The following is a 17046-nucleotide window of genomic DNA, read 5'->3' as shown; positions in this document are numbered from 1 at the left end:
CTATTTAACATCGGACGTTGGACGTAGGATGTCCCATCTGTAATCTTCTCCTGCCAGGAAGGACGAGGACATGCACGATGGTCATCCTCCGGAGAGCCGTACCGGGCGCCGCTCCCGGCGCCGCCGGGCGGGCGCCGTAGTGGTGCTTGCGGGCTTACTCGTCAGCATGTTCGGCGCGCCGGCGAGCGCGGCGCCGGCGGAAACCTTCGGGGCCGGCGTGTCCGCCGACGCCGCACCGTTCGTGGACGAGCAGGTGCTCTACAAGCAGGGCGACTTCGGATACGGCTGCTTCCGGATCCCCGCTGTGGTGCGGGCCACGAACGGCATGCTCCTGGCGCTCGCCGAGGGACGGGTGAAGGACTGCGGCGACGACGAGGACATCGACCTGGTGGTGCGCCGTTCCGCCGACGGCGGGCGGACCTGGGGGCCGCTGCAGGTGATCTCGGAGGGCAACGGCACAACCCACGGCAACCCCGTGCCGATCGTCGACGAGCGCACCGGGCGGGTCGTCCTGGTGAGCACCCACAACGGTGGTGAGCCGTGCCCGAACGGCTGTGACCGCGACCCCTGGGTGCAGTTCAGTGACGACCACGGGGCGACCTGGTCGGCCGCCAGGGAGATGACTGAGGGCAAGCGTCCGGAGTGGAACTTCTGGTACGCCACCGGCCCGATGCACGGCATCCAGCTCAAACTCGGCCCGCACGCCGGCCGGCTGGTCGTCGGGGCGAGCTTCGAAAGCTGGGACCGGGTCGGCAAGCACGTCTACGGCACGCACCTGCTCTACAGCGACGACAGCGGGGTGACCTGGAACATCGGCGCCGAGACGTCCCGCGACGACGGCACGGTCATCGCCCAGGAGGTCACCGTCATCGAGCTGACCGACGGGCGGATCTACGCCTCGGCCCGCGAGCGCGGCACCGACGAGGGCAGCCGGGCGTACGCGACCAGCAGCGACGGCGGCCAGACGTGGGACGCCCCGTTCCGCACCAAGCCGGCGCCGGCGACGACCGACATCCAGGCGTCGCTGCTACGGTTCAGCGACGGGCGCATCCTGTTCTCCTCGCCGATGCACCCGGGCGCCCGGGAAGCGATGGGGATCCGGTCGTCCTACGACGAGGGGCGCCGCTTCGAGACCTGGAACGAGGGCAAGGTCTTCTCCTGGGGGCCGTCGGCGTACTCGGACATGGTGCGGCTGGACGGCGACGAAGCGGCCCTGATGTACGAGGCCGGCAACATCACGCCGTACGAGCAGATCCGGTTCGCGCGGTTCAACGAGGCGTACCTGGACACGCCGAACGGCACCCCACCCGGCATCCCCGGTCCCCCGGCGCCCGGCCCGACGACGCCGGACCAGTCGCCGTACCGCAACAAGGCCTATGTCCGCGGTGGCGCGCAGACCACCGACGGGCGGTTCGGCACCGGGCTGGCCCTGGACCGGGTGGACGACCGGGTGGAGGTGGCGTTCAACGACTCCATCGACCTCGGCGCGAAGGACTTCACACTGACCTCCTGGATCCGGTACTCGGAGCAGACCGGCGCGCACACGATCCTCTGGTTCCACCGGGTGAACCGGGGCACCAACCCGCCGGCGCTGTGGCTGCGGGCCGAGCCGGCCAGCAACCGCATCCGGGCGGTCCTGTCCGTCGACCGGTTCAACGTGACCGTGCAGTCGCCGAGCGCGTACAACGACGGGCAGTGGCACTTCGTGGCGCTCCAGCGGGTACGCGGCGAGCTCCGGCTCCTGGTGGACGGCGTGCAGGTCTCGTCGGCGGCGGCGCCGGCCGGTTCGGTGACCCTCGGCAAGGAGTTCGGGCTGGAGGGAATCCACGTCGGACAGCGGTTGGACGGTGTGGACCGCTTCCGCGGGACGCTGGACGAAGTACGCGTCTACCGGCGCGCCGTCACCGACGCCGAGCTGGACCTGATCCGGCAGCGGAACCTCCCGATCGGCGGTCGGCTCGGGTTGCGGCTGCCTTTCGATCACGTCGGCTGAGGCGACACGAGCCGCTTGGCGATGACGCTCTCGGGCCCCGGGGGCGTCATCGCCGCGCCTTGACGACATCTGCTGCCTGCCCTGGATCATCGGGCAGCGAAGGACGTCCTACGTCCTGTGGATGCCTCGGGGAAAGGCCCGGGCAACCATGCCCGGGCCAGTGGCCTGAGCTGTCCGGTCGCCAGGTCGCCAGGTCGTGGCCGGCGACGAAGACGGCGAGGTCGGCCGCGTGGCGCCGCATCGCCGCCGCTCCCCTTGATGCCGATGACTGCGCGAACCTCGCAGCGGATCACCAGATACAGGGCGGCCGACACCCGCGTCTTGGCATGCGACGGGTTGTACGGCACAGCCGTCAAGCCCCACGGTGACGAGTGCGTCCAGCGCCGCTTCAAGGCGCGCCCAGTCGATCGATTCGTCGTCGCGAAACGTACCCCAGATGCCAGCAACCCCCGGCGTCAATGTCTTCACGACGCCCACCGTCCGATTGGTTGGCATAGAACATCCTATGTCCCAGGCCTGCGCGCGAACGGGTCATGGCCGTCCGACGGGCAATCTGTGTCGTCGGCGTAAACTTTCTTGCCCCCGCTGGCCTTCCGGGACGAAGAGGTGGGATGTTTGGCGTAAGGTCTTCGACGAGCTTGGAGCTGGCATGCCTACACGTGACGGCGCGTCGCTTCAGGAGCGCATCGTCGCCCTGATCCACGAGCGCGGACTGGCCGCCGGGTCACCGATGCCGACCGAAGTGCAACTGATGGAGCTGCTCAAAACGAGCCGCAACAGCGTCCGCGAGGCCGTGCGGGCCCTGCAGGCGTTGGGCATCGTCGAGATCCGGCACGGTCATGGGACGTTCGTCGGGCACGCCTCGCTCGACGCGCTGACCCCGTCGTTCGCCTTCCGGGTGCGTTCGGGGCCGGGCGGGATCCGCGCGCTGAACGATCTGGTCGAGGTCCGCGAGCTGCTCGAGACCGGGCTGATCGGCCAGGTGGCTCAGGGCACCAGCGCCCCCCGGCTCGCCGCGTTGGAGGCCCTGGCCAACGGCATGGATCGGGACCGGGAAGCCGATCGGGCCTTCCACGCGCTGCTGTACGACTCGTGCGGCAACGAACTGGTCCTGCAGCTGATCGGCCTGTTCTGGGACGTCTACCACGAGGTTGAGCCGACGCTCGGCCCGCCGGAGGAGCGGACCGCCGAGATCGCCGGCAACCACCGCCGGATCGTGGCGGCGCTGCGCGCTCGGGACCCCGAGGCCGCCCGCGAGGCGATGCGGCTGCACTTCCGCGACGTCAAGGCGCGCATCGCACGGGCGGAGGCCCGGCCGGAACCCGCGCCGACCTGACCTCGGTCACACCAGACCGACGGCAGCGAGGTGGCCTGCCCGGGTCCGCCCATAATCCGTGGTCCCATCGTTTCGTTCAGGCGGGCGCGATCCGCATGCATGTGGCCGAGGCCGGCTCCGGGCCGCTGGCGGATCACCGGATAGGCGACAGCTGCTCGACACTGTGGCGGTGATTCGCCACGGAGAGACCACCGAGCCACAATGAGGCGCATGGTCCCCAGCGAGCCCCACGAGCTCTCGCCTCGCGAGATCGAGGTGCTGGCCGGAGTGGCCGAGCAGCTGACCAACGCGCAGATCTCCCGCCGGCTGCAGGTCTCGGTCCGTACCGTGGAAAGTCACGTCTCCTCGCTGCTGCGCAAGTACGGCGTGGCCAACAGGACGGCCCTGGCGGCCATCAACCGGCACCAACCGTCGTCCTCGGTCAAGCCGGGGCACATCGCGCAGATCCCGGTCAGCCACGCCTCCTTCGTCGGACGCCGTCAGGAACGCCAGGAAACGCTGGCGGCGCTCGCACGCACCGCGCCCGTCTGCCTGGTGGGGCCCGGCGGCGTCGGCAAGACCCGGCTGGGGGCGGCGCCTTCGCCTCCTTCTCCAGCCGCTGGTACGAGTCTTACGCCCGCGCCGCCGGCGCCGAGCTGGCCCTCGTCGCGGGCCTGCCCGGGGCCGCCGAACGAGTCGCCGCCGCCTTGCCGTACGCGGAGCAGAGCACGTGGGCCGCCGCGGGCCTGGCCCGTACCCGCGGCATCCTGCACGACGACCCTGACGCGCTGGCGGAGGCGGCCGAGCTGTGGACGTCGATCGACGCCCGCTTCGAGCGCGCCTGCACGCTGCGCCTGCTGGCCGGCCGGGAGCAGGTTGGCGCCTCGTCGCGTGCGCGCCGTTGATCGGCGTCACGGGTTCCATGGCCGTCACGTAGGCCGAGAAAAAGGGGTCACCTATTTGGAGGCGAGCTGGTAGTGCGACACCACGACCAGGCCGTCGAGCACGTGTGAGTCGACGAGCCGCAGCTTGTGGCGCTGCTCCGGCGCGGCGAACAGTCGCCGGCCACCGCCGAGCACCACCGGGTGCACGGCGATGTGGTACTCGTCGATGAGCCCCAGCTCGGTCAGCGATGCCGCCAGCGCGGCGCCGCCGGTGAGGAGCAGGTCCCCACCCTCGGGCCGCGCCTTGAGGGCGGAGACCTCCTCGGCCAGGTTGTCCTTGATGACGCGGCTGGTCCACTCGTCGCCCGCGTACGTGCGGGAGAACACAATTTTCGGCGTGGCCCGCCAGAACGGCGCGAAAGCGGCGATGTGTGGGCCCCCTGACCGCCACGGAAGAGGCACGGACTCGCCACGCAAAGACCACGGAGCCAGGCCGATGGGGTTGGGAGGGTGAGACGTGCCCCCGGCTCGCGAACCAGGCGCCCCTTGTGGCCTCCGTACCCCTTCAGTATCGAATCAGTGCCGGCTCCGTAGCGGTCAGGTGATCGACACGGATGTCCCGGCCTGGCCTGGCGGGCCAAAGTCACCGGTGACGAGCGCAAGCCCGCCGGGAAATCCCATGCTCCTGCAACTTTGTCATCAGAATTGAGCAATGCGGGCCAATGCCCCAGATGTGGGCACTTACCGTTGAGACGTGACTGGGCCTGAAGGTGCGGTACGGATGTCGGTGCAGGCCGGAGCGGAGTAGATCGTGCCCGGTCACGCTGGCTGCGGGTATGCGTCCGAGTTGGACGAGGTGCTGACCCAAGCCGCTCGTAGCACCGGAGCACACATCGGCGCGATTTACCTCCTGGCCGACGAGGGGGACCTCCTGCTGATGGACACGGAGATCGGGCTTCCGGCCCAGATCGTCAAGCCGTGGACCAGGGTCAGGGTGAACGCCGGCGTTCCGGTGGCCGCTGCCGTCCGCCAGCGCCAGCTGATATGGGTACAGAGTCATCAGGAGCTGGCCTGCCGCTTTCCTGGGACGGCGCTCGCTTTGCCGTACCCATTCGCCGCCGCTGCCGCTCCCCTTCAAACCGGATCCCGCGTATGGGGCTCGTGGGTGCTGCTGTGGCCGGCATCGCACGCGCACGAGCTCTCCCCCTATGAGCTGGACGTCATCAACCTCGCCTGCCACGAGCTGAGCGGCCTGCTGCAGCAGGCAGCCGACAGCGGACAGCCGCTGCGAGCCGCAGGTGAGCCGCGCGTCCTGACCCTGGCACAGACTCAGGTGCCGGATCCGCAGCATGCCTCTGCCGCATTCGGCTACGTCAACCGGCTCCGCGAAGGCTGCGTCGCGCTGGACCTGGAAGGCCTCATCACTTTTGTCAGCACCACGGCAGCCGACCTTCTCGGCACCAACGTGGCCGACTTGCAGGGAAAGCCGCTGTGGGAAGCGGCGGCATGGCTGCGGGACCCGGTATTCGAAGATCGCTGCCGAGCTGCGGTGGTCGGCCAGCAGATCACGTCCTGCAGAGCCCGACGCCCTGATGGCCGCACCTTGCAATTCCAGCTGTATCCGGACCCGTCCGGCATCAGCCTACGCATCACGCCTGTCTTGATGGACCATGCCACACAACAACAACCCACCCACGAGCCTGCCTCCGGCTTCGGTGGGCTGCCGCGAGCAGACGCCTTCTACAACTTTCTTCATATGGCGGCGGCTCTGACCCGGGCGCTCAACGTGCGGGAGGTCATCGATCTGGCCGCCGACCACGTCATGCCCGTCTTCAAGGCCCAAGCCATGGCGATACTGGTAGCCGAGGGCGGCAGGATGAGGATCATCGGCTCGCACGGCTACGACCCCGAAGTCCTTGCTCCGTTCGATGGACTGCCCCTGACCTCGCCCACTCCCGCCGAGCACGTCCTGCGAACCGGCGAGCCCATGTTCTTCGCCAACTGGAGCGAACTACGCCAGATGTATCCGGCAGCCGTGCATGATGACCAGATGGCAGCCTGGGCGTTCCTGCCGCTGGCGGTCTCTGATGACATTGTCGGCACCTGTGTGCTCGCCTTCGATCAGCCCCACCCGTTCACCACCCAGGAGTGTGCCACCCTCACCACTCTGGCCGGGTTGATGGCCCAAGCCCTTGACCGCGCCCGTCTCTATGACGCCAAGGAACGCCTCGCCCATAGCCTTCAGACCACTCTGCTCCCTCACCGCCTGCCCGAGATCCCGGGCTTGGAGGTGGTCGCCCGCTATCTGCCCGCCACCCGCGGCGTAGACATCGGTGGCGACTTCTACGACCTGATCCGCTTGAACGCCACCTCGGCCGCAGCGGTCATCGGGGATGTCCAAGGGCACAACATGACAGCCGCCGCGCTCATGGGACAAGTGCGTACCGCCATCCACGCCCATGCGGCGGCCGGCGCCAGCCCGGGCGACGTGCTCAAGCACACCAACCGCCTTCTCATCGACCTGGACACTGATCTGTTCACCAGTTGCCTGCTCATCCATCTCGACCTGCAACTACGCACCCTCTGCGCGGCCAGTGCGGGACACCCTCCGCCGCTGCTGCGCCCGCCGAACATGCCCGCCGAGATCATCGAGGTCCCGGCCGGTCTCCTGCTCGGCATCGACCCCGATGCTCAATACCCCACCCTCCAAACCCCGTTCCCACCCGGCGCCGTCCTGGCCCTCTACACCGATGGCCTCGTCGAAACCCCCGGCACCGACCTGGACCACGCCATCACCAACCTCGCCGGCCACTTGACCCTCGCCTCCTACGAACACCTCCAGCAACTCAGCGGCACGCTTCTCGACCACGCCCCACATACCAGCCAGCGCGCCGACGACATCGCGCTACTTCTTTTGGAACACCGCACGAATCCAGGCTGACCACTGCCGCCTCGCGCTCAGATCGGCTGGGTACTGCGCCATCTGGCCTCTCCGTACCGTGGCACAGGCCGTTCGCCACCAGCCCCGAAGCCGAGGGGTTTTCGGGGGTTGTGATCCGCCGTGGGCCGGATTCTCAGCAGGGACCCGACGCCCGCCACAGTCTTGAGGCGTTGGAGGACTCCGCGGTCCTGCTGACCGTTGCCAAGCCGCTCTGATCCGATGGTGGCGCGACCACCCAGCAGGCCGGGCGAAACGCCCTCGCACCGGTGCCGCGGCGTCGTGCGGGCTGAGGCGGGCCGGCTCAACCGTGGCCGCCACGCCCAGGTCATGTCCCGGTCATCATAGGAGGCACCACCTCGTCTGCGTGATCATGGGGCTCGCGCCGATGAACGGCTGCGGCCGGGTGGCCGATGCCCGTCCGGGGCGGAGGGACCTAGTTCTGGGGCCCGCGCAGGGGGCCCTTGAAAGTTCAGCGTCTTCTGTGTGCCGCCCCAGGGAGTCGAACCCTGAACCTCCGCCTCCTGAAGGCGGCGCCTCTGCCAGTTGGGCCAGAGCGGCTCGTTAGCCCCGGGCTCGGCTGGCGTGGGCCGTGCCCGGGGCTGGGGCTGTATCCGGCCGGGGGGCGCCATTCCCGTCGGCCAGACCGAGGCCCGCGGCCCCGTGTTCCATGGGCCGTCGTCCGTGAGATGAAAAAAGCCGCCTCGGCAGGTTTCCGGGCGGCGTCGTCTCATTACGAGGGATCACCCGGAATCCAGTCCGAGGAACTCAGGAAGCAGTTCGAGGGACTTCGCGTAGGTCACTGCGCTGCCTTCCTGTCGTGGTGGACGTGCTCCACGTTAGCCGGATGATCGCGGCGAATGCCACGTGTTTTCCGCGGGGGATAAAAAGCATCTGGCCGGGTTCTACCTGATCGAGTGCGAGAGCATGGAGCGGGCGGTGGAGCTCTCAGGGGAACGACCGGCGGGGGCCGCTGCGGGCTGGGATGATGCCGAAGGTGACCAAGGAATCTCCGGTGGCGCGGCGCCGGGTGCTGCTCGGCTCGCTGGCCGGGGCCGCGGTGGTGGCCGTGCTGGCAGTCGCCGCGCTGAACCAGGGCGAACCTCCCAAGAACACCTCTCAACAAGCCGCCGCGACCGGCCCGGCCGACCCCACTCCGGCGGCTTCGGCAGGCTCCCCCACGACCGGCCCGGCCGGCTCGCCTACGCCGACGAGTTCGGTGAAGGTCTGGGAGGGGCCGCCCGCGCCGCCCGTCGACGCGAACCTGTCGAAGGGCTCGGCGCAGGCGCCGGTCACCATCGTCGAGTTCGGCGACTTCAAGTGTCCCAACTGCCGCCGCTTCGCCCAGCGGATAGAGCCCGAGCTGAAGCGCCGCTACCTCGACACCGGCATCGTGCGGATGTTCTGGCGCGACTACCCGATCAGGGGCCGCGACTCGATACGGGCCGCCGTGGCAGCCCGCGCCGCGTCCCGGCAGGGCCGGTTCTGGGACTTCCACGACGCCCTCTACACCGGCGGGCAGCCACGCCTCACCGACGCGAACCTGCGCGCCGTGGCCGCCCGGATCGGGCTCGACCTGGGCCGGTTCGACGCCGACCGTCGCGACGCGTCCGTACGGCGGCTCGTGGACGGCGACCTCGAGTTCGCGCTGGAACTCGGCCTGTCCGGCACCCCGGCGTTCCTGATCAACGGTGAGCTGCTGTTCGGCGCCCAGCCGGTGGCCGCGTTCGAGAAGGCGATCGAGAAGGCCCGCCACGCCGGATGAGCGGCATCGGCTATGCCGCCGCGTTCTTGGGCGGCCTGTTCTCGCTGGTCAGCCCGTGCGGGGCGCTGCTGGTCCCGGCGTTCTTCGCCTACGCCTTCCCGGGCCGCCACCGGCTGCTCGGGCGGACGCTGCTGTTCTATGTGGGGCTGTGCGCGGTGCTGGTGCCGCTGGGGATGGGGTCGGCGCAGGTCAGCCACCTATTCTACGGTCGGCAGGAGCTGCTGGTCACGGTCGCGGGCTGGGCGCTGATCGGGCTGGGCGTGCTGCAGGTGGCCGGTCAGGGCTGGACGATCGGGCCGCTGGAGCGACTGAAGGGACATGTTCGAGGGGATTCGGCGGGGGCCGTACTGGTTCTGGGGGCGGTGTCCGGGCTGGCGGGGTTCTGTGCGGGGCCGGTGCTCGGCGCGGTGCTCACGGTCGCGGCGGCCTCCGGTGACGGTCTGCGCGGGGCGGTGCTGCTGGCCGTCTACGCGGCGGGCATGGCGGCCCCGCTGCTGCTGCTCGCGGGCCTGTGGCAGCGGTACGACCTGGGCGGCCGGCGCTGGCTGCGCGGTCGCGGGTTACGGCTGGGACGGCTGCGGCTGCACACCACTTCGCTGCTGTCCGGGCTGGTCTTCGGCGGGCTCGGGGTGCTGTTCCTGCTCTCCGACGGCACGCGCGGGCTGGCTCTGCCGATCCCCGACTCCTGGGAAGCCCAGTTGGAGGAGCTCGCGGCATCCGTCCAGGACGTACTGCCCGACCTGCTCGTCGTCGGAATCGTCGCCCTGGCGGTGGCCGCCGTCACCGCGTGGCGCCTCAGACGCCATTGACTGACCTGCCCCTAAAGCGGCGCGCGCTGCCGGGCGCGGAAGCCGGCCGCCTTGGCGCGGTTGCCGCACTCGTGCATGTCGCACCAGCGCCGCGACGACCCGCGCGAGGCGTCGACGTACAGGCGGGTGCACACCTCTCCCCCGCATTCCTTGATCTGTACGGCCCGCGGCCCGCCGAGCAGCTGGACCGCCTCCCTGGCCACCGTCGAGAGGGCGGCGTCGAGATCCCCGTCACGCTCGACCCGCCCGGCGCCGTTCAACCGCACGGACGCGGGCGGCCCGGCGGCGACCCGGTTGACCAACCGGCGATCCTCCTCCGACGGCAAGGCCGCCGCGGCCAGCCGGTAGATGGCCTCCCGCAACATCTTCCCCGCCGTGAGTTCGGCGTCGCCGACCGCGGGCGGCACGTCGAGGATGCCTGCCTCGACCGTCCACCGCGCCAGCTCCGCCGGATCGCGCAGCAGGTCGGTCCGGTCGGACCGGCGGTGTTGTACGGTGCCCGCCAGATCGAGGCCCAGATTGCCACTGATGAAGGTGAAACCCGTCACACTGCAATAGTAACCACGTTGACAGGTTATGCGAAGCACGGAACAGTTAAATAACCACTTTAAGAGGTTATGGAGGCTGCGCCGTGGCGATCAGCGTGATGGAGACCAGGAACAAGACGTCGTCGGCGGTGATGCCGCCTCTGTTCGTGGTGATGTGGAGCAGTGCCTTCATCGCGGGGGTGATCGGCGTCGGGTCGGCGCCGCCGCTGCTGCTGACGTTCGCCAGGTTCGCGCTGGCGGGGCTGTTGCTGGGCGGGTTCGCACTGGCCGTACGGGCGCCGTGGCCGCGCGGGCGGGAGCTGGCGCACGTGGCAGGATCCGGGATCCTGGTTCAGGCGGTGCAGTTCGGCGCGTTCTACTCGGCGATCGGCCTGCACGTGCCCGCCGCGGTGGTGGCGCTGGTGCAGGGCCTGAACCCGGTGCTGATCGCGCTGGTGGCGGGGCGGCTGCTGGGCGAGCGGGTGAGCCCGCGCCAATGGCTGGGCTTCGGGCTCGGCGCGGCCGGGGTGGGGCTGGCGGTGGCGGATCGGTTGAGCTTCTCACCGGCCGGGGTGGCGTTCTGTGTGGTCGGGCTGCTGGCGTTGAGCTTGGGGACGGTCTACCAGAAGCGGTCCGCCGGGGACATGGACGTGCGGACGGGCACCGCGACGCAGTTCCTCGTCAGCGCGCCGCTGGTGGGGCTGGCCTCGCTGGTGTTCGAGACGCCGCGGGTGACGGACTGGGGCGCGTTCTCCGGCGCCGTGGGCTGGCTGGTGCTGGTCAATTCGATCGGCGCGTTCCTGCTGCTCAACACCATGCTGAAGAACGCGCCCGCGAGCCGGGTGAGCACGATGTTCTTCCTCACCCCGTCAGTCACCGCGGTGATGGCGTGGCTGTTCGTCGGGCAGTCGCTGCACCCGCTGGCCGTCGCGGGCCTGGTGGTCGGCGGCGCCGGAGTGCTGCTGGCGAACCGGCGCTGAGGCCCGCTCGACGCCTCAGAACGGCTTGGCGCCGGTCCACGGCACCCCGGCGCGGGTCTCCGGCGTGTCGATGCGGAAGCGGGGCAGGGCCTCGGGGAAGTTCTCTCTCACGTACGTCACGAGATGTTCGCGTACGTCGCACTTGAGGTCCCAGGCGGAGGGCGAGTCGGCGGCGCTCATCAGCGCCCGCAGCTCGACCAGCCCGTTCGGCAGCACGTCGGTGACCTGGAGCGTCCAGTCCTTCTGGTCCCACAGCGGGTTTTCCTGGATGTAGCGGTAGAGCTCCTCGCGCAGCTTGTCGACCGGCACCGACCAGTCGACGCGCAGGAACACCACGGCGAGGACCCGGCTGCCGTGCCTGGTCCAGTTCTCGAACGGGTTCTGGGTGAAGTAGGAGACGGGCAGGACCATGCGGCGCTCGTCCCACAGGCGCACTACGACATAGGTGAGCGTGAGCTCCTCGATCCTGCCCCACTCCTCGTTGACCACGACCACGTCGTCGAGGCGGAGCGCGTCGCTGAAGGCGAGTTGGAGCCCGGCCAGCATGTTGCCGATGGTCGGCTGAGCGGCGATACCGACGATGGCGCCCGCGATGCCCGCCGAGGCGAGCAGCCCGGCGCCCAGCGCCCGGACCTGCGGAAAGGAGAAGAGCATGGCGCCGACCGCCAGCACGAAGATGGTCACCGCGGCGACGCGGCGGACCAGCCCGATCTGGGTCATGATCCGCCGTGCCCGGCGGTTGCGCTCGCCTTGGACGAGGACCAGCCGGTCCAGGATGACGTCGGTCAGGGCGTAGTTGGCCTGGATGATCAGCCAGGTGACACAGGCGATGGTGACCAGGCCGAGCACCCGGTCGATCGTGCCGCCGAGCTCGCGCAGGCGCACGGTCTCGCCGAGCATCCCCGGCGAGAACACCAGGTTGGCCGCCACCACGACCCCCACCGCGTACGCCGGCCAGGTGCAGTGCTCCACCAGGTGCCGGGCGAGCCGCCATTTCCGGCCCGCCCTGACCAGCAGCCGCCTGACCACCTCCACCACGAGAATGGCGCCCGCCATCGAAATGGCGAGAATGAGCCAGTCGGTCGGCGACTGCACGTTCATACCCCCAATGTCTTAAAAAGCCTCATCAAAGGTCACATTGCCCTCAACAGCCACTTGGTATGCGGACACCCGCCGTTCGAAGAAATTGGCCAGCTCCTGTACGTCCTGCAGTTCCATGAAACCGAACGGGTTGGCCGTGCCGTACCTCTGGGGCAGCCCGAGCCGGGCCAGCCGCTGGTCGGCGACGTATTGGAGGTATTCGCGCATCTGCTCGACGCTCATGCCGGGCATGCCGTCGCCGCACAGGTCGCGGGCGAAGGCCAGTTCGGCGGCGACCGCCTCTTCTATCATGCGGATGACCTGCTCCCCCAGCTTGTCATCGAACAGCTCGGGCTCCTCGGCCCGCACGGTGTCGACCACACTGAAGGCGAACTCCATGTGCATGGACTCGTCGCGGAAGACCCAGTTGGTGCCGGTGGCCAGCCCGCCGAGCAGGCCTCGCGAGCGGAACCAGTATACGTAGGCGAACGCGCCGTAAAAGAAGAGCCCCTCGATGCAGGCGGCGAAGCAGATCAGGTTGAGCAGGAACTGCCGCCGCTCGTCCGCGGTCTCCAGCCGCCGGAGCCCGTTGATCGAGTCGATCCACTGGAAGCAGAACTCCGCCTTGTCCCTGATGGACGGGATGTGCTCGACGGCGCCGAACGCCTTGACCCGCTCCTCCGGGTCGGGCAGGTACGTGTCGAGCAGCGTCAGGTAGAACTGCACGTGCACGGCCTCCTCGAACAGCTGCCTGCTGAGGTACAGGCGGGCTTCGGGGGCGTTGACGTGCTGGTAGAGGTTGAGCACGAGGTTGTTGGCCACGATGGAGTCGCCGGTGGCGAAGAAGGCGACCAGCCGGTGGATCAGGTGGCGCTCCTGCGGCGTCATCTTGGCCAGGTCGGCGAGGTCGGAGTGCAGGTCCACCTCCTCGACGGTCCAGGTGTTGCGGATGGCGGCGCGGTAGCGCTCATAGAAGTCCGGGTAGCGCATGGGCCGCAGGGTCAGGTCCATGCCGGGGTCGAGCAGCATTGCGGAGGTCTCCGTTCGAGGGGGCTACTGGCAGGCTTCGCAGGTTTCCGGGTTCTCCAAGGAGCAGGCGACGGCGTCGGCGTTGACCGCGACCGTCGTCTGGGCGATCCGGGTGGCCGGGCGCGAGCGCAGGTAGTAGGTGGTCTTCAGGCCCTGCTTCCAGGCATAGGCGTACATCGAGGACAGCTTCCCGATCGTCGGGCTGGCCATGAACAGGTTGAGCGACTGCGACTGGTCGATGTACGGCTGCCGGGCCCCGGCCAGGTCGATGAGCGCCTTCTGCGGCAGCTCCCAGGCCGTGCGGTACAGAACCTTGAGGTCGTCGGGGATGCCGGGGATGTCCTGGATCGAGCCGTCCGCCCGCTTGAGGTCGTCGCGCATCCGCTGCGTCCACAGCCCACGGGCCTGCAGATCGGCCACCAGATAGCGGTTGACCTGGAGGAACTCACCCGACAGCGTCTCGCGCTTGAACACGTTGGACACCTGCGGCTCGATGCACTCGTAGCAACCGGCGATGGAGGCGATCGTCGCGGTCGGCGCGATGGCGACCATCAGCGAGTTGCGCAGCCCGGTCGTGGCGATCTTCGCGCGCAGCGCGTCCCAGCGCGGCGACCCGGCGGCGCCGTAGTGGTCGGGGTGCAGGACGCCGCCCGCCGCCCTGGTGTCGGCGTACGACGGGTGCCGGCCGCGCTCGACGGCCAGGTCGGCGGAGGTGTCGTAGGCGGCCAGGGCGATCTCCTCGGCGACGCGCGTGGACAGACCCAGCGCCTCGGGCGAGTCGAACGGCAGCCTGAGCGCGAAGAACACGTCGGCCAGGCCCATCACGCCGAGCCCGATCGGCCGCCAGCGCTTGTTGGCCGCCTCGGCCTCGGGCGTCGGGTAGAAGCCCAGGTCGATGGTCCGGTCCAGGAAGCGCACGGCCGTACGGACGGTCTGGCGCAGCCGGTCCCAGTCGACGCCGCCGTCGACCAGGTGGGCGGCGAGGTTGATCGAGCCCAGGTTGCAGACCGCCGTCTCGCCGTCGCTGGTGACCTCGAGGATCTCGGTGCACAGGTTGGACAGGTGGATGACGTTCTCGGGCCTGGCCGTCTGGTTGGAGGTGCGGTTGGCGGCGTCCTTGAACGTCATCCAGCCGTTGCCGGTCTGGGCGAGGGTACGCATCATCCGCCCGTACAGGGTCCGGGCGGGCAACTGCCGGGTGTAGCGGCCCTCGGCCTCGTAGACGCGGTAGGCGCGGGTGAACGCCTCGCCGTACAGGTCGGTGAGGTCGGGGACCTCCTTGGGGTCGAACAGCGACCAGACCTCGTCGGCCTCCACCCGGCGCATGAACTCGTCCGGCACCCAGTTGGCCAGGTTCAGGTTGTGCGTACGGCGGGCGTCCTCGCCCGTGTTGTCGCGGAGCTCCAGGAACTCCTCGACATCGGCGTGCCAGGTCTCCAGGTAGACGCAGGCCGCACCCTTGCGACGGCCGCCCTGGTTGACCGCGGCGACGGAGGAGTCGAGCGTGCGCAGCCAGGGCACGATGCCGTTGGAATGCCCGTTGGTCCCCCTGATGAGGGATCCGCGCGAGCGCACCCGGGTCCAGGCGATGCCGATGCCTCCGGCGTACTTCGACAGCCTGGCCACCTGCCCGTAGCGGTCGTAGATCGACTCCAGCTCGTCGCGCGGCGAGTCGAGCAGGAAGCACGACGACAGCTGCGGCCGGCGCGAACCCGAGTTGAACAGCGTCGGCGAGCTCGGCAGGTACGACAGCGTGGACATGAGGGCGTAGAGCTCGGCGGCCTCGGCGACCGTCTCCGACAGCCCGCAGGCCACGCGCAGCAGGAAGTGCTGGGGCCGTTCGAGCACCGCCCGCGACTCCGGGTGACGCAGCAGGTAGCGGTCGTAGACCGTACGCAGGCCGAAGTACTCGAAGCGCTCGTCCGCCTCGCCGGAGACGAGCGCGTCGAGCTCGGCGGCGTTGGCGCCGACGAACGCGGCGAGCGAGTCCTGGATCAGCCCCGCGGCGTGGGTGGCGGCGATGGACTCGGAGAAGGTCCGCACGCCGTGCCCGGCCGCCTCGTCGGCGATCTCCTCGGCCAGGAGCCGGGCGGCGACCCGGGAGTTCGCCGGGTCGGTGATCACCCGGGCGGCGGCCTCCTCGATGGCCAGCCGCCGGTCGGCGGTGGCCGACCGCGGATCGACAATGGTCTGCGTCACGTGCTCTCTCCTCGCGAGCTCATCCTCGTGAGGGCGCGCGAGAGCACGGCGGCGCTGGAGTTCTCGGCCGCGACGCCCCCGGCCCTCCCTCGAGGCCCTGGACACTTCGATGGGCGGAGCCGGGTGGCTCCCCCAACGTCACCGGCAGGTCTTCGGGCTCGCGGGCGTGGTCCTGCCCACTACTGGGCCGGCCTCCTACTGGCCGTCGCTTCCCGGATCTCTCCAGTGCTCGTGACGGCGGTCGTTCCCGCTCACCGCTGCGGGGCAGCCCCGGAATCGCACCAGGTTCCCTTTTACTCCGCCCCGAGGGGCGAACCAGCGACGACCAGGATCCTACATCTAGTGGCCCTTCTCGCAACTACCCCAGCATGTTGTGTCAGCCGTGTCGAGCATGCCGAGATCGCGGAGCACGGCCCTGGTCCTGCCGATCTCCGAGGCGAGCCACTGTTCGAAGTCGTCGCCGCTGAGCGGGATCGAGGTCCAGCCCTCCGTGCGGCAGGCCGCCCGCCAGGTGGCGGACTCCGTGACCTCGTCGCAGAGCCGGATGGCGAAGTCCTTCCTGTCCTCGGTCATCCCCTCGGGCCCGACCGCCGCGCACCAGTCGGCGAAGTCGAGCCGCACCCCGCACTCCAGCAGGCTCGGCGCCTCGACACCGTCCACCCGGCGCGCGCTGGAGACGGCGAGCACCCGGACCCAGCCCTTGTCGATGGCCTTGCGCCAGTCCGCGAGCGTGCCGGTCGCCGCCGCGGCCTTGCCGCCGAGAAGCGCCGACGTGGCCTCCGCGCTGCCGGGGAAGCCGGTGTAGTCGACCTGCCGGGTGTCGGCGCCGAGCCCCTTGGCGATCAGCCCGAACAGCAGGTGGTCGGGCTCGCCCTGCGGCCCGCCCGTCAGCGGCGTACGGTCGGGGTGGGCGAGCAGGTGCGCGCCGAACTGGTCGAAGGTGGCGAACTTGGAGTTGGCGGGCACCACCACGACCTCGATCTGGCCGGTGAGCCTGGCCAGCGGCGTGGCGGTGTCGAGCAGGGACAGCCCGTTGTTGAGCTCGGTCGCGGCCAGCGCGGGCAGCCCTGTGACGGTGATCCTGGTGGCGGGCGGGGTGCCGGAGACCGGGAAACCCTCCCCGCGGGCGGCCTCGACGAGGGCCCGGGCGACGCGGGCCCAGCGTCCGCCACCGGGAACGATCGCGAACCGGCCCAGCATGCGGGCCGCGCTGACGGCGCTGCTTCCGAGGTTGCTCTCCGTGCCACACCCTGTCGCGCAGGCCATCATCCCAAGGCCGAGCGCGAAGAACCCCCGTCGGCGCATGGCGGTCCCTCCCCTCGCACCCCAGCAACTACCCCACGTCACCGACACTTAACCCATCGTCACACATCGGGCACTCACTACCGGAGATCACGAAAAGTCACGAAAAGCTCGGGAGCGCTTCTAGGAGCAACGCCGTTCAGTTAGGGCGGGGTCGGTGGTGTCATGGGCTGCTCGTGAGCATGTTGATGCTGATGGTGGCTTTGTAGGTGGTGCGATCGATGG

The 17046-nt window shown here is 69.6% G+C and carries 13 protein-coding genes, 1 tRNA gene, 1 pseudogene and 1 riboswitch; of the genes and pseudogenes, 8 read left to right on the top strand and 7 right to left on the bottom strand.

All coding sequences use genetic code 11. The annotated features are described in order from the left end of the window. Positions 1–70 precede the first annotated feature (70 nt). The 4 genes and pseudogenes from AB0B91_RS26855 to AB0B91_RS26840 all read left to right on the top strand — a co-directional run bounded on the left by AB0B91_RS26855 (position 71) and on the right by AB0B91_RS26840 (position 4213). Positions 71–1993, top strand: coding sequence for a sialidase family protein (locus tag AB0B91_RS26855; protein WP_358324947.1), 1923 nt, complete (start codon positions 71–73; stop codon positions 1991–1993). Between the two features lie 649 nt (positions 1994–2642). Further along, on the top strand, positions 2643–3329 hold the full coding sequence (locus AB0B91_RS26850) for a FadR/GntR family transcriptional regulator (protein ID WP_358324944.1): 687 nt from the start codon (positions 2643–2645) through the stop codon (positions 3327–3329). Between the two features lie 201 nt (positions 3330–3530). Next, a pseudogene (locus tag AB0B91_RS26845) lies at positions 3531–3710 on the top strand (helix-turn-helix transcriptional regulator); the annotation flags it as partial. A gap of 305 nt (positions 3711–4015) precedes the next feature. Further along, entirely contained in the window at positions 4016–4213 is a 198-nt protein-coding gene (locus tag AB0B91_RS26840) for a hypothetical protein (protein WP_358326050.1), read from the top strand. Between the two features lie 51 nt (positions 4214–4264). On the opposite strand, the gene AB0B91_RS26835 is transcribed toward AB0B91_RS26840, so the two are convergent. Next, a complete protein-coding gene (locus tag AB0B91_RS26835; RefSeq protein WP_358324941.1) occupies positions 4265–4579 on the bottom strand; it encodes a dihydrofolate reductase family protein in 315 nt (104 codons plus the stop codon). A gap of 469 nt (positions 4580–5048) precedes the next feature. Between AB0B91_RS26835 and AB0B91_RS26830 the strand changes: the two genes are divergently transcribed. Further along, entirely contained in the window at positions 5049–7133 is a 2085-nt protein-coding gene (locus AB0B91_RS26830; protein WP_358326001.1) for a SpoIIE family protein phosphatase, read from the top strand. A gap of 484 nt (positions 7134–7617) precedes the next feature. Here the strand turns inward: AB0B91_RS26830 and AB0B91_RS26825 are convergent. Continuing rightward, positions 7618–7691, bottom strand: a tRNA-Leu gene (locus tag AB0B91_RS26825). 436 nt (positions 7692–8127) lie between these two features. On the opposite strand from AB0B91_RS26825, the gene AB0B91_RS26820 reads away from it, so the two are divergent. Together AB0B91_RS26820 and AB0B91_RS26815 are read left to right on the top strand one after the other, a co-directional pair. Next, entirely contained in the window at positions 8128–8895 is a 768-nt protein-coding gene (locus AB0B91_RS26820; RefSeq protein WP_358324938.1) for a thioredoxin domain-containing protein, read from the top strand. Then, the gene (locus AB0B91_RS26815; protein ID WP_358324935.1) at positions 8892–9704 is read left to right on the top strand and encodes a cytochrome c biogenesis protein CcdA; all 813 of its coding nucleotides are present in this window, start codon (positions 8892–8894) and stop codon (positions 9702–9704) included. The genes AB0B91_RS26820 and AB0B91_RS26815 overlap by 4 nt, the downstream gene beginning before the upstream one ends. 11 nt (positions 9705–9715) lie before the next feature. Here AB0B91_RS26815 and AB0B91_RS26810 read toward each other — a convergent pair whose 3' ends face one another. Continuing rightward, entirely contained in the window at positions 9716–10252 is a 537-nt protein-coding gene (locus AB0B91_RS26810; RefSeq protein ID WP_358324932.1) for an ABATE domain-containing protein, read from the bottom strand. Positions 10253–10335: 83 nt separating this feature from the next. Between AB0B91_RS26810 and AB0B91_RS26805 the strand changes: the two genes are divergently transcribed. Further along, the gene (locus AB0B91_RS26805; RefSeq protein WP_358324929.1) at positions 10336–11211 is read left to right on the top strand and encodes an EamA family transporter; all 876 of its coding nucleotides are present in this window, start codon (positions 10336–10338) and stop codon (positions 11209–11211) included. Between the two features lie 15 nt (positions 11212–11226). On the opposite strand, the gene AB0B91_RS26800 is transcribed toward AB0B91_RS26805, so the two are convergent. The 4 genes from AB0B91_RS26800 to AB0B91_RS26785 form a co-directional block, all read right to left on the bottom strand. Beyond that, on the bottom strand, positions 11227–12312 hold the full coding sequence (locus AB0B91_RS26800) for a mechanosensitive ion channel domain-containing protein (protein WP_358324926.1): 1086 nt from the start codon (positions 12310–12312) through the stop codon (positions 11227–11229). A gap of 12 nt (positions 12313–12324) precedes the next feature. Then, entirely contained in the window at positions 12325–13320 is a 996-nt protein-coding gene (locus AB0B91_RS26795) for a ribonucleotide-diphosphate reductase subunit beta (RefSeq protein ID WP_358324923.1), read from the bottom strand. A gap of 24 nt (positions 13321–13344) precedes the next feature. Then, positions 13345–15519: a ribonucleoside-diphosphate reductase subunit alpha gene (locus AB0B91_RS26790; RefSeq protein WP_358324920.1), complete on the bottom strand. Its 2175-nt coding sequence runs from the start codon at positions 15517–15519 to the stop codon at positions 13345–13347. A 125-nt stretch (positions 15520–15644) separates the two neighbouring features. Continuing rightward, positions 15645–15854, bottom strand: a riboswitch (cobalamin riboswitch). A gap of 4 nt (positions 15855–15858) precedes the next feature. Then, complete coding sequence (locus AB0B91_RS26785; RefSeq protein ID WP_358324917.1) at positions 15859–16824, bottom strand: tripartite tricarboxylate transporter substrate-binding protein; 966 nt, start codon at positions 16822–16824, stop codon at positions 15859–15861. Positions 16825–17046: the final 222 nt, after the last annotated feature.

It is taken from the genome of Nonomuraea sp. NPDC049141 (assembly GCF_040648415.1).
Lineage (GTDB): Bacteria > Actinomycetota > Actinomycetes > Streptosporangiales > Streptosporangiaceae > Nonomuraea.
This window is presented reverse-complemented; position numbering and strand designations above follow the sequence as displayed.

Coding starts and splice junctions, on each gene's coding strand:
- AB0B91_RS26855 (WP_358324947.1), top strand. CDS start 71: ATGCACGATGGTCATCCTCCGGAGAGCCGTACCGGGCGCCGCTCCCGG.
- AB0B91_RS26850 (WP_358324944.1), top strand. CDS start 2,643: ATGCCTACACGTGACGGCGCGTCGCTTCAGGAGCGCATCGTCGCCCTG.
- AB0B91_RS26815 (WP_358324935.1), top strand. CDS start 8,892: ATGAGCGGCATCGGCTATGCCGCCGCGTTCTTGGGCGGCCTGTTCTCG.
- AB0B91_RS26800 (WP_358324926.1), bottom strand. CDS start 12,312: ATGAACGTGCAGTCGCCGACCGACTGGCTCATTCTCGCCATTTCGATG.
- AB0B91_RS26795 (WP_358324923.1), bottom strand. CDS start 13,320: ATGCTGCTCGACCCCGGCATGGACCTGACCCTGCGGCCCATGCGCTAC.
- AB0B91_RS26785 (WP_358324917.1), bottom strand. CDS start 16,824: ATGCGCCGACGGGGGTTCTTCGCGCTCGGCCTTGGGATGATGGCCTGC.